General features: G+C 72.5%; 10 protein-coding genes. 7 read left to right on the forward strand and 3 right to left on the reverse strand.

Annotation, left to right across the window (positions count from 1 at the left end):
* Positions 1–89 precede the first annotated feature (89 nt).
* Complete coding sequence (locus tag ACL06G_RS10865) at positions 90–1,118, forward strand: serine/threonine-protein kinase (RefSeq protein WP_412835787.1); 1,029 nt, start codon at positions 90–92, stop codon at positions 1,116–1,118.
* A 107-nt stretch (positions 1,119–1,225) separates the two neighbouring features.
* Positions 1,226–2,809 (forward strand): FMN-binding glutamate synthase family protein, encoded by a 1,584-nt coding sequence (locus ACL06G_RS10870; protein WP_412835788.1) that lies wholly within the window; start codon positions 1,226–1,228, stop codon positions 2,807–2,809.
* A 32-nt stretch (positions 2,810–2,841) separates the two neighbouring features.
* Here ACL06G_RS10870 and ACL06G_RS10875 read toward each other — a convergent pair whose 3' ends face one another.
* The gene (locus ACL06G_RS10875; protein ID WP_412835789.1) at positions 2,842–3,855 is read right to left on the reverse strand and encodes a cation diffusion facilitator family transporter; all 1,014 of its coding nucleotides are present in this window, start codon (positions 3,853–3,855) and stop codon (positions 2,842–2,844) included.
* 309 nt (positions 3,856–4,164) lie between these two features.
* On the opposite strand from ACL06G_RS10875, the gene ACL06G_RS10880 reads away from it, so the two are divergent.
* Positions 4,165–5,655 carry an exopolysaccharide biosynthesis polyprenyl glycosylphosphotransferase gene (locus ACL06G_RS10880; RefSeq protein ID WP_412785689.1) on the forward strand — a complete coding sequence of 497 codons (1,491 nt, stop codon included), beginning with the start codon at positions 4,165–4,167 and terminating at the stop codon, positions 5,653–5,655.
* Between the two features lie 12 nt (positions 5,656–5,667).
* On the opposite strand, the gene ACL06G_RS10885 is transcribed toward ACL06G_RS10880, so the two are convergent.
* A complete protein-coding gene (locus tag ACL06G_RS10885; RefSeq protein WP_412835790.1) occupies positions 5,668–6,627 on the reverse strand; it encodes a GDP-L-fucose synthase family protein in 960 nt (319 codons plus the stop codon).
* A 101-nt stretch (positions 6,628–6,728) separates the two neighbouring features.
* Here ACL06G_RS10885 and gmd point away from each other — a divergent pair, with 101 nt between their 5' ends.
* The 4 genes from gmd to ACL06G_RS10905 all read left to right on the forward strand — a co-directional run bounded on the left by gmd (position 6,729) and on the right by ACL06G_RS10905 (position 11,323).
* Positions 6,729–7,742 carry a GDP-mannose 4,6-dehydratase gene (gmd, locus tag ACL06G_RS10890; RefSeq protein ID WP_412785687.1) on the forward strand — a complete coding sequence of 338 codons (1,014 nt, stop codon included), beginning with the start codon at positions 6,729–6,731 and terminating at the stop codon, positions 7,740–7,742.
* 91 nt (positions 7,743–7,833) lie between these two features.
* Complete coding sequence (locus ACL06G_RS10895; protein ID WP_412835791.1) at positions 7,834–9,933, forward strand: CBM96 family carbohydrate-binding protein; 2,100 nt, start codon at positions 7,834–7,836, stop codon at positions 9,931–9,933.
* The gene (locus ACL06G_RS10900) at positions 9,930–10,460 is read left to right on the forward strand and encodes a hypothetical protein (RefSeq protein WP_412835792.1); all 531 of its coding nucleotides are present in this window, start codon (positions 9,930–9,932) and stop codon (positions 10,458–10,460) included. The genes ACL06G_RS10895 and ACL06G_RS10900 overlap by 4 nt, the downstream gene beginning before the upstream one ends.
* Positions 10,461–10,471: 11 nt before the next feature.
* Complete coding sequence (locus ACL06G_RS10905) at positions 10,472–11,323, forward strand: glycosyltransferase family 2 protein (RefSeq protein WP_412785684.1); 852 nt, start codon at positions 10,472–10,474, stop codon at positions 11,321–11,323.
* On the opposite strand, the gene ACL06G_RS10910 is transcribed toward ACL06G_RS10905, so the two are convergent.
* Complete coding sequence (locus ACL06G_RS10910; RefSeq protein ID WP_412835793.1) at positions 11,301–12,458, reverse strand: glycosyltransferase; 1,158 nt, start codon at positions 12,456–12,458, stop codon at positions 11,301–11,303. The two genes, ACL06G_RS10905 and ACL06G_RS10910, sit on opposite strands and share 23 nt — an antisense overlap.
* Between the last annotated feature and the right edge of the window lies 1 nt (position 12,459).

Genomic DNA, 12,459 nt, shown 5'->3' on the forward strand with positions numbered 1-12,459 from the left:
AAACCGGCGGATGCCCGGGCCGAAGGCGGGCACACGAGAGAACGCGGAGACGTACCGCGGCACTTGTCCGGCCCGTACGGAGGTTTTCCATGACATCCCCTGCCGGTGAACGGCCCTCCTCCGGCCGGTCCGGCGACGAGCTGACCGGCAGAACGCTGGCCGGCCGGTACCTGGTGGGGGAACGCATCGGCTCCGGCGGCGCGGCGGACGTGCTGCGCGCCGTCGACACCGTCCTCGGCCGCAGCGTCGCCGTCAAGGTCTTCCGGCCGGACGGCGGACCGCAGCTGCGTCGGGGCGTGGAGGACGAGGCGGATCTGCTGGCCCGGTTGGACCATCCCGGGCTGGTCGGCGTGCACGGCGCGGGGCTGTACGAGGGGCGACCGTACGTCGTGATGGGCCTGGTGGACGGCGTCACCCTCGACGAACGGCTCCGGGACGGGGTGCTGCACCCCGGTGCAGTGGTGCGTCTGGGGGAGCAGCTCGCAAGCGTGCTGGCGCATGTCCACGGGGCGGGGATCGTGCACCTCGACGTGAAGCCGTCGAACATCCTGCTGGACCGCCGCGGACATCCGCATCTGGTCGACTTCGGCATCGCACGCCGGATCGGAGCCCCGCACCCGGCGGGCGGGGCCGGGGTGCTGAGCGGAACCGCGGCCTACATGTCTCCCGAGCAGGTGAACGGCGATCCACCGGGCCCGCCGTCGGACGTCTGGTCCCTGGGCCTGGTCCTGCTGGAGTGCCTCACGGGTGAACTGGCCTACACCGGGACGCCTCTCGAGTCCGCCGTCGCACGGCTGCACCGTGCTCCCGCGGTGCCGGACGGGCTCTCCGGCGCGCTGCGGGGGCTGCTGACGGAGATGACCGGCACGGCTCCCCGGAACCGCCCCACCGCCCGTGCCTGCGCCGAACGCCTCCGGTCCGGCCCGGCGGGCACCGGCCACGGAACGGTCGCGCCGCAACGGCGCCGGAAGCGGCCTGCCGCGCCGCCCTCGGGGCCACGGCAGGTCACCGCACCCCTCTTCGTCCCCCGCGCCCGGGGGACCGTGCGCGCCGACGGGAACCGGGCCTCCCGTTGGCGGGCGTCCCGCACCACGAGGCCGATGCCTCCCGTTCCCTGACCGCGCGGCTCCACGTGTGCGCTCGGCACCGCGGGGCACGCGGACCCGTGCAGCAGAACGACCGTTCGGGCGCCGGGAGTGCGCGAACCCTTCGAGGAGTCTTCTTCGTGATCAGAAAGGCATGTGTGGCAGGGCTCGCCGCGGTGGCCGCCGGTACGGTCGCCGCGGCGCTGTTCGTGTCCCCGTGGTGGCTGTGCGCCGCCGTGCCCCTTGCGTCGCTCGCCGGTGTCGGCGTGCACGATCTGGTGCAACGCCGGCACTCGGTGCTGCGGAACTACCCGGTGGTGGGGCATCTGCGGTTCCTGCTGGAGAGCATCCGCCCGGAGATCCAGCAGTACTTCGTCGAGCACGACTACGACGGACGCCCGTTCACCCGCGACGTGCGGAGCCTGGTGTACCAGCGGGCCAAGGGCACGTCCTCCGAGGACCCGTTCGGCACGGAACTCGCCGTGCACCAGGAGGGGTACGAGTATCTCGTCCCCTCCATGGCGCCTGTCGAGGCGCCCGAGACCCCGCCGACCGTGCGCGTCGGGGGCCCCGGCTGCACCCGTCCGTACGACATGTCGCTCCTCAACATCTCCGCCATGAGCTTCGGCTCGCTGTCCGCCAATGCCGTTCTCGCCCTGAACCAGGGTGCGGCGGAGGGCGGATTCGCACACGACACCGGTGAGGGCGGCATCTCCGACCACCATCTCCGGCACGGCGGCGACCTCGTCTGGGAGATCGGCACCGGCTACTTCGGCTGCCGGACGGACGACGGCGGCTTCGACGAGGAGGAGTTCCGCCGCAAGGCGTCCCAGGACAGCGTGCGCTGCGTCCTGCTGAAGATCTCGCAGGGCGCCAAGCCGGGCATCGGCGGTGTGCTGCCCAGCAGCAAGGTCAACGCGGAGATCGCGCGGGTGCGGGACGTCCCGGAGGGGCGGACCGTGGTCTCCCCGCCGTACCACCGCGTCTACTCCACTCCCCGGGAACTCGTACGCTTCGTCGCCCGCATGCGGGAACTGGCGGGCGGCAAGCCCACCGGCTTCAAGCTCTGCGTCGGCTCGCGCCGGGAGGTGCTGGCCGTCTGCAAGGCCATGCGGGAGGAGGACGTCACCCCCGACTTCATCGTGGTCGACGGCGCGGAGGGCGGGACGGGCGCGGCTCCGCCGGAGTTCGCCGACCACGTCGGGTACCCCCTCACCGAGGGGCTGCTGACGGTGCACAACGCGCTGGTGGGGACGGGGCTGCGGGACTGTATCCGGATCGGCGCCTCGGGAAAGGTCGCCACCGGTGCGGACATCGTGAAACGCCTCATCCACGGCGCCGACTTCACGAACGCGGCCCGCGCGATGATGTTCGCCGTGGGGTGCATCCAGGCGCAGCGCTGCCACACGAACGCCTGCCCGGTGGGCGTCGCGACGCAGGATCCGCGGCGCGCCCGCGCCCTCGACGTGGCGGACAAGTCCGCCCGGGTCCGGCGCTACCACGAGGCGACCGTGCGTTCCGCGCTGCGGATCATGGGCGCGATGGGGGTCCGGCACCCCGACGAGTTGCGGCCGCACATGCTGCGCCGCAGGGTCGACGCGGTCACCGTCCGCGCGAGCGACGAGGTGTATCCGCGCCTCGCTCCGGGGGAGTTGCTCGGCACTCCTCCCGAGGACTGGGCGTCCGACTGGAAGGCGGCGGACCCGGACTCCTTCACCGCGTAGTCGCCGGGGACCGGGCCGGCCGGTCCCCGGGGTCAGGCTTGGGTCGGGCCGGAGCGGCGGGCCGACCGGGCGTCGGTGATGTCGAGGAACACGTGGTCGAGTTCGCTCCACCGGTGGGCGAGCTCCCGTTTGATGCGGACGCAGACGTCCTCGACCTCTTCGCTGTCGGTGCCACCGACCAGGTCGACGCGGGCCGCGAGCAGCGCGGCTCCGGGGCCGAGGCGCATCGTGAGGAGTGCGGTGACCTCGTCGATCTCGGGTTGCCGGGTGAGGAAGTCGTGGATCTCCTGCTGGGTCCGGTGTCCGAGTGCCTCTCCGATGAGCTGGCCGCGGGCCTCCTTCCCCAGGCGGTGGGCGACGTAGACGAGGAGCGCGGCGATCCCCAGGGAGGCCCCGCCCTCCCATGCCGCGTCGCCGGTGATCAGGTGCCCGAGCACGCCCACCAGGGCCATGACGACACCGGCCACGGCCGCACCGTCCTCCCCGAGGACGGTGCGGAGCGCCGGGTCGTCGGTGAGGCGCAGTTGGCGGACGAACCTGCGCCCGTTCGCCGCGGCTTCGCGCCGGACCTGCCACAGCGCCCTGGCGAGTGAGGCGCCTTCCACGAGCCCGGCGACGGTCAGGACCGCGAGGGCGACGGCGTAGCCGCCGGAGGGGCTGTCCGAGGTGCTGCCGAGGGCCTCGACGCCCTGGTAGAACGAGAAGCAACCGCCCGTCACGAAGATGCCCACGGCGGCCAGCAGCGACCAGAAGTACCGCTCCTTGCCGTAGCCGAACGGGTGTTTCCGGTCGGGGCGTTTGCGGCTGCGCCGCAGCGAGGCGAGAAGGAAGACCTCGTTGAGGCTGTCGGCGACGGAGTGGGCCGCTTCCGACAGCAGGGCCGAGGAACCGCTCAGGACGCCGCCCACGACCTTCGCCGCCGCGATCGCGAGGTTGGCGGCCAGCGCGACGTACACCGTGCCGCGCGTCTCCTCCTCTCCCCCGGGCGGGCCGGTCGCCGGCGTGGCTTCGGGAGGTGCTGCGGAACGGGACGGGGACAGCGACATGCCGGGCCTCTCCTGACGTCGTGCGGGGGACGGCGACCGGAGTACCCGGAACCGGCCGGCGTATCCGCTCGATCCGGCGTGCCGGCGGGGTGGGGCGGGCCGCCGCCGGGACCAGTGGGACGGATGGGGCCGCCCGCAACGGAAGGAACAGGAACGCGCGTTTTCGGACATCGAAGAGAATCTTCCGCAAACGCCGGAGACACGGCGCTCATATGACTTAAGGTCACTGCCGTTGTACCGCGTTGGTGCGCCGCCTGTCGGGGAAGCAGGCGGCGCACCGACGTCGACGGTCCAGGACGTGGGGGGTACATGCAGCGCGACGCGCTGGGTCTTTCCGAAGGCGGACGCCGGACGAACAGACCCGCTCCGCGAGGGGCGGGACGCCGAAGAAGCGGCTTCCGCGGGGAACGGCGGAAGGCACGCTGGTACGTGCCCGCCGCCCTGACCACCGACGTGTCCGGGACCGCGTTGCCGGTCCTCCTCGTCCTCGGTGGCACCGGGCAGCCGCGGCCCGTGGCCGCCGCCCTGCTCACCACGGCGATCTGGCCGGCGGTGAGGGCCGCCCGACGCCGCTACGCCCGGGAGTCGGTCGGCGAGTCGCGGGGCGTGCTCCTCGCACTCCAGGACTGGCTCACGCTGCTCGGCCTGCTCGCCGTGCTGCAGGTGCTCACGGAGGAGGGCCCGGCTCCCGGCACGGCCCTGCTCGCACTGGCCCCGGCGCCCGTGCTGACCGGCCTGTGCGGCACGCTGACGCATCGCCACCTGAAGGCCCGGCGGCGCGCGGCGCAGGCGCTGCACCGCGCCCTGGTGGTGGGCGAGGCCGGGCCGGTGGACCGCGTCGTCGAGCAGTTGGCGGGCGGCACCGACCACGCCTACGTGGTGGTGGGAGCGGTCACGGCAGGCGGCGTGGCGGAACTGCCGAGCGGCGTCCCGCGCGCGGGGCGCCTCCACGACGACGGGTCCGGCGACGGCGAAGCGGTCCTGGCGGCGGTGGACCGGCACGCTGCCGAGACGGTGCTGGTCGTGCCGGGGACTGCACTCACGGGTGAACGGCTGCGGCGGCTCACCTGGGCCGTGCAGGATGCCGGGCTTCCGCTCGTCGTCGCCTCGGGACTGACCGAGGTGGCACTGCGCAGGGTCAGGACCGCAGCCGTCGCGGGGCTGAACCTGCTCCACATCGCTCCTCCCGTCCGGGACGGCCTGCAGTCGGCCGTGAAGAACCTGGCGGACAGGGCATGCGCGGCGCTGGGCCTGCTGCTGCTGGCGCCCCTGCTCGCCCTGGTCGCCGCCGTCGTCCGGCTGGACTCGCCGGGACCGGCCCTGTACCGCCAGGTCCGGGTGGGCCAGGGGGGCCGCCGCTTCGTGATGTGGAAGTTCCGGTCGATGGTGCCGCTGGCCGAGGAACTGCGCCCCGCCCTTGCCGCCGCGGACGAGCAGGACGGCCCGCTGTTCAAGATCCGCCGCGATCCGCGCGTCACCCGCGTCGGCCGGGTGCTGCGCCGCACCTCGCTGGACGAGTTGCCGCAACTGCTGAACGTCCTGCGCGGGGAGATGTCCCTGGTCGGCCCCCGTCCACCGCTGCCCGGCGAGGTCGACTCCTACGGCGCGGTCGAACTCCGCCGCCTCGGTGTGAAGCCCGGCATGACCGGCCCCTGGCAGGTGAGCGGGCGTTCGGACCTCTCGTGGGACGAGGGCCTCGCACTCGACCTGCGGTACGCCGACAACTGGTCCCTGACGACCGACCTGGACGTGCTGGCCCGTACGTTCCGCGCCGTGCTCGCCGGACGCGGAGCGTACTAGACCGTGCGACCCTCATCCCCCGGCGTGGCCCTGCCGGCCCAGCCACCACGCGTAGGTGTCCCGGATGCCCTCCGCGAGCGGGATCCGCGGCCGGAAACCGAGCCGGTGCAGGCGGGAGACGTCCAGCAGCTTCCGCGGGGTGCCGTCGGGCTTGTCCGAGTCGAACGCGATCCCGCCCTCGAAACCGACGACCTCCCGTACGGTTTCCGCGAGTTCGCGGATCGTGAGGTCCTCTCCGCAGCCGATGTTGACCGGCGCGTCGTCGTCGTACTCCCGCAGCAGGAGGGTGCACGCCCGCGCCAGGTCGTCCACGTGCAGGAACTCCCGTCGCGGTGTTCCGGTGCCCCAGAGGACCACCTCGCTGCGGCCGGCCGCACGAGCCTCGTGGAAACGCCGGATCAGTGCGGGCAGTACGTGCGAGGTCGACGGGTCGAAGTTGTCGCCCGGCCCGTACAGGTTGGTCGGCATGGCGCTCACGTACGACGCACCGTACTGCTGACGGTAGCCGCGCACCTGGGTGATCCCGGCGATCTTGGCGAGGGCGTAGGGCTCGTTCGTCGGCTCCAGCGGGCCGGTGAGCAGCGCGTCCTCGGTGATCGGCTGCGGCGCGTGCTTCGGGTAGATGCACGACGAGCCGAGGAACAGCAGGCGCGGCACCCCCGCCGCGTGCGCCCCGGCGATCACGCTCAACTGGATGCGCAGGTTGTCCTCCAGGAAGGGCACCGGCTGGTCGCGGTTCGCCAGGATGCCGCCCACCTTGGCCGCCGCCAGCACCACCGCGTCGGGGCGGAGGTCCCGCAGATGACGTTCCGTCCGTTCGGCGTCGCGGAGATCGAGTGCGGAACGGGGGCGGGTGAGCACCTCGTGTCCCTCGGCGGCGAGCCGGCGGGCCACGGCGGAGCCGACCAGCCCGCGGTGTCCGGCGACGAAGACCCGGGCGCGGGCCGGAAGCAGCGGTATCGAAGGCGTCATGGCACGGGATTGTGCCAGGCCCTCGCCCCGTATGCCGGACTACTGACGGATCACCCCGTTTTCCACCACTCCACCGCTTCACCACCCACCAAGGGGAGCCCATGTCGAAGAGCGCGCTGATCACCGGGATCACCGGCCAGGACGGCTCGTACCTCGCCGAACTGCTGCTGTCGAAGGGCTACACGGTGCACGGCCTGATGCGCCGCTCCTCCTCCTTCAACACGGCCCGGCTGGACCACTTCTACCAGGACCCGCACGACGCGGGCCGACGCCTGGTCCTGCACCACGCCGACCTCACCGACGGCGTCGCCCTGGTCAACCTGCTGCGGGACATACAGCCGGACGAGGTGTACAACCTGGGGGCGCAGTCGCACGTACGGGTCTCGTTCGACGCGCCGCTGTACACCGGTGACGCGACCGGCATGGGCACGCTGCGCCTGCTCGAGTCGATCCGCGCCAGCCGCATCGAGACCCGCATCTACCAGGCATCCTCCTCCGAGATGTTCGGCTCGGCCCCTCCTCCGCAGAACGAGCGGACGCCCTTCCACCCGCGCAGCCCGTACGGCTGCGCGAAGGTGTTCGGCTACTGGTCAACGGTCAACTACCGCGAGGCCTATGACCTGTTCGCCGTGAACGGCATCCTCTTCAACCACGAGTCCCCGCGCCGCGGTGAGACCTTCGTGACACGGAAGATCAGCCGCGCCGTGGCCCGCATCCGCGCAGGTCTCCAGGAGCACCTGTACCTGGGGAACCTGGAGGCGGTGCGCGACTGGGGGTACGCACCGGAGTACGTCGAGGCCATGTGGCGCATGCTCCAGCACGACGAACCCGGCGACTACGTGGTGGCGACCGGCGAGGCGGCGTCGGTGCGCGACTTCCTCGGCGCCGCCTTCGGCGCCGCGGGACTGGAGTGGCAGGAGTACGTGCGCTTCGACCCCACCTACGAACGCCCCACCGAGGTCGACGCGCTGATCGGCGACCCCCGCAGCGCGGAGGAGGCCCTGGGCTGGAAGCCGCAGGTGCTGTGGCACGAACTGGCACGGGTGATGGTCGAGGCGGACATCAGCGCCCTGGAGGCGGAACTCTCCGGCGAGACGGTCCGCATCGATCGTTGAACCGAGGGCCGGGGTGTCACTCCGGCCCCCGCGGGCGCGCAGTCGCACCCGCGTACCTACACACGACGGAACCACGAACGAGGTGCAGGCGATGGACAGTCGGAGACGACGCGGCGGCGGACGCCGGCGGCGGACCGCGCTCGGGACGCTGCTGGTCCTGACGGCGGCGCTGTGGACGGGCGCCCAGGCGGGGGGCGCGCCGGAGGCGGAGGCCGTCACCCCGCCCGTGGCGTTCACCGCGGACGATCTGCCGACGTGGCAGACCAACGGCGTGGTGTGGGCCCTGGCCCAGTCGCACGGGGTGGTCTACGCGGGCGGCACGTTCTCCGCGGTCCGGCCACCGGGTGCGGAGCCCGGGCAGCAGGAGCAGGGGGCGCTCAACTTCGTCGCCCTGGACGCCGCGACGGGCGCACCCGCCGCGGGCTGCGACCTGTCGTTCACCATCGGGAGCGGCACCGCGACCGTCCGCGCCCTTGCCGTGTCCCCGGACGGCCGCACCCTCTACGCGGGCGGCCGGTTCGGGGCGGTGAACGGCGAGTCCGTCAGCAACCTCGCCGCGGTGGACCTCTCGGACTGCTCGGTCCGGACCGATTTCAAGGTGGCGGTCTCCGCGACCGTGCGGGCCCTGGCCGTCACCGGAGACACCGTCTACCTGGGCGGCGACTTCACCTCCGTGGAGAACCGGGACCGGGGCTTCTACGCAGCGGTCGGCACCTCGGGCGGGCTCGAGCCCTGGGACCCGGACGCCGACGAGGTGGGCAGAGCACTGCAGGTCACACCGGACGGCGAAGACGTCGTCCTGGGCGGCGACTTCTTCTACGTGCAGAACCGCTATTCCCACGCCCTGGCCGTGGTCGACGCGGCGACCGGGGAACTGACGAAGCGGTACGGCTGGGGCTTCCTCCCGCGCACGTCGGTGGTGAAGGGTCTGGCCGCCGACCCGAACGGGATCTACACCGCCAACGAGGGGACGGGCAGCGGCGTCTTCGACGGACGCATCGCCCTCGACCTCGACGACTTCGGGCAGCGCTGGCGGGACACCTGCCTGGGCGCGACACAGTCCGTCGTCGTGCACCGCGAGGTGCTGTACAGCTCCTCCCACGCGCACGACTGCAGCAGCATGGGCGAGTTCGACGAACTGCACGAGCGGCAGCACCTGCTGGCCGAGTCGGTGCACGATCCGGCTCCGCTGCTCAGCTGGTTCCCGGACACCGACGACGGTCCGGCGGGGACAGAACAGATCGGTCCCCGCGCCATGGTCGTCTCCTCCTCCGGCGGCACCGACTACATGTGGGTGGGCGGCGAGTTCACGCGCATCGTCACGCACGGCAACATGAAGCAGCAGGGTCTGGTGCGCTTCGCCTCGGGACCCGACACCGGCGCTCCCTCGGTGCCGGACGAGGTCAGCGCACGGAACACCGCGGACGGGGTCGAGGTGAGCTGGCGAGCCTCGCTCGACGAGGACGACAGTGCACTGACGTACCGGGTCTACCGCAACGGCTCCGCCACCCCCGTCCACACGGAGACGGCGGACTCGCTGTTCTGGGACCGCCCGACCCTGTCGTTCACCGACACCGGAGTGGACTCGGGCACCAGCTACACCTACCGGGTGACCGCGGCCGACGCGGACGACGCCAACGTCAGCAACACCTCGCAGGGCGCCTCGGTCACCACACCGGGCAGCCCCTCGCAGCTCACCGTCGAGGTGGAGGCGACCGCGGACACGTACGTGAACGGGGCCGCCACCTCCTCCGACTACGGCACGCACCAGCAGCTCGCGGTCCGCGGCGACTCGCCGTACGAGACGTACCTGCGGTTCGACCTGCCCGCGGCCCCGGACGGCATGGAGCTGACCGGCGCCACGCTCACCGTCACCACCAGCGGCGACTCCTATGCGGGATCGGCGTCGACCCACACCGTCGTTCCCGTCACGGGCGACTGGTCCGAGACCGGCACCACGTACGCGTCCCGGCCCGCGCTGGGCAGCACGGTGCTCGGCACCCTCGCATCGCCCTCGGAGCTGCAGACCGCCAACCCGGTGGAGCTGGCGCCCGGCGGCCTCTCCGAATCGCTGGACGGCCCGGCGGACCTGGCACTGACCAGTACCGGCACCGACAGCCTGTGGCTGTGGGCGCACGAGGCCGGCAGCCCCCGCGGTCCCCGGCTCACGCTGACCTTCGAGAAGTCATGACCGGGCGGGGAATCCGGAACGCCGTGGCGGCCGCCGTCCTGACCGCCGCCGTGGCGGCATCCGGAACAGCGTGCGGCGCCGACACTGCGGCACCCGCCCCGGAGCGGGCCCCGAGCACGGGAACCGGTCCGGTCAGCACCCACGGACCTTCCGGAGGGGCCGGGGGCGGCAGCCGGGATCCGTCGACCGGTCCCGGGGCCGCGCCGACCGGGACCCCGTCGTCCGGGGACGGTTCGAAGGACCCGCCTTCCGTACCGAAGTCCGAACTGACCCCCGCAACGGGCAGCTTCACGCGGAAGGAGAAGAAGTACCTCGTCGACCGGGTGCCGCGGGGCACGGATCCCGCGGCAGTGCTGGAGGCCGGACAGGCCGTGTGCGACCGGATCACCCGGACCGTGGAGGTGGACCGCCAGGCCGCCGTCTCGGCCCTGAGGTCCGGAGAGATCGCCGACCCGGTGGACGCCGTCGTCCAGCTCTGCCCGGAACACGAACCGCTGCTCGAGGCCGCCGGCCTCACCGGCCGATGAGGAGGGACCCCGTGGACAGACTGCCCGTCGTCGTGGCGATACCGACGTTGAACGAGGCCGAGAACATCACGGCGGCGGTCCGCTCCGTCGTGGACCACTTCCGTGCGGTCGTCGTCGTCGACTCCGGGAGCACGGACGACACCTGTGCCCTGGCCGAGAAGGCGGGCGCGGAGGTGGTCCCCTACACCTGGGACGGGAGGTACCCGAAGAAGAAGCAGTGGTGCCTGGACAACGTCCGGCCCGACATCGACTGGCTGCTCCACCTCGACGGCGACGAACGGGTCAGCCGGGAACTGCTCGCGGAGCTCCGGCAGGTCTTCGCCGTGCCGCCGGGGAAGACGCTGCGTCCCGCGGCGTTCGACATCCCGCTCGGGTACTGGTTCGCCGGCCGGCGCCTCCGGCACGGCTACACCATCGTCAAGCGGGCGCTGCTGGACCGCACACGCTGCCGCTTCCCGGAACCGGACGACCTCGCGGCACCCGGCATGGGCGAGGTGGAGGGCCACTACCAGGCCCTCGCCGATCCGGTCGCCAGGCTCCGCGGCACTCTGGAGCACCACGACAGGGACCCTGTGCACACCTGGTTCACGCGCCACAACCGCTACGCGGACTGGGAAGCGTGGCTGGAGGTCCGTCCCGACGTGCGGGAGCAGATCCGCCGGGCGAAGACGCGTCAGGGGCAGCTGTTCCACCGTGCCCCGTTCAAACCGTTCCTGTCGTTCGCCTACGGATACCTCTGCAAGGGCGGCTTCCTCGACGGCCGGGCCGGGCTCGACTACGCGTTGGCGATGAGTTTCTACCGCTGGCAGATCGGAGTGAAGGCCCGGGAGTTCCGGCGCGTCAGCGGCGCCCGGCCCGGGTGAGTGCACGGGCGTAGACATCCTGGAGGGTGTCGACGACACCCTCCAGGGTGAAACTGTCCCGCACGAGCGTGTGCGCCGCGGCCGACGCCCGCGCGTTCGCGGCCGGCTCCAGCAGATCGAGGATCGCCTTCCCCACACGCTCCCCGTTGTCGGCCCGGGGGCTGCTGTCCACCAGACGCCCGGCGCCCGCCGCTTCCACGTCCGGGGAGAGGCCGCCGGTGCGGGTGACGACGACCGGCACGCCGATCGACATCGCCTCCAGCACGGAGACCGCGAAGGGCTCGACGATCGACGGCAGCACGTACACGTCGGAGGCCCGCAGTTGTGCCTTCACCGCTTCGTGGTCCAGCGGGCCCACGTACTCCAGGGCGTGCGCCACTCCCTGTTTCCGGGCGAGGGCCAGCAGGTCGTCCGCCATCGCGCCGGTGTCGGGGCCGGCCATGACGAAGCGGGTGTCCGGGCGGGCGGCGAGGACGGTGGGGATGGCCGAGACGAAGTCCTGCGGGCGCTTGCGCTCCTGGATCCGCGCCAGGTAGAGCACCGTCGCCGGCCCGCCCTCCCGCACCGGGCGCCGTTCCTGCAGCGGCACGCCGTTCACGAGCCGGTACGCCGGCCCCATGCGCCCCCCGGGGACCACCGCAGCGGTGTCGCGCCGTTCCTGCTCGGTCAGGTGCAGCACCGCGTCGGCCCGTTCGAGGACGCGCCGCAGTCCGAGGACGTCCACCAGCCGCGCCACCCTGTTGCGCCCCGGATCGACCATGCCGTGCGTCTGGAGCACCAGCGGACGGCCGCAGGCCAGCGCGGCCAGCGCGAAAGGAAGCGTGACCAGGTCGCGCATCAGGTGGACGTGCACCACGTCCGCCGAGCGCACGAGGCTGCCGGCGCGTGCCAGCATGGTCGGCGAGGTGATGCCGCTGACCTCGAACCGCGGCAGCACGTGCCGCGCAGGGAAAAGGCGGGCCGGCACGCCGTCCACGACCCGGGGCATGGCGCCGTCGAACCCCTCGCCGAGGGCCACCATCGCGCTGTGCACACCGCGCTGCCGCAGCCCGCGCGAGAGGTTGAGCGCCACCCGTGTCGGGCCGCCGAAGTCGTGCGTGGGCGTGTGCAGTGTGACGACGTGCAGAACCCTCAAC

The sequence above is a fragment of the Streptomyces callyspongiae genome, assembly GCF_047200695.1.
In the GTDB taxonomy this organism is placed as follows: domain Bacteria; phylum Actinomycetota; class Actinomycetes; order Streptomycetales; family Streptomycetaceae; genus Streptomyces.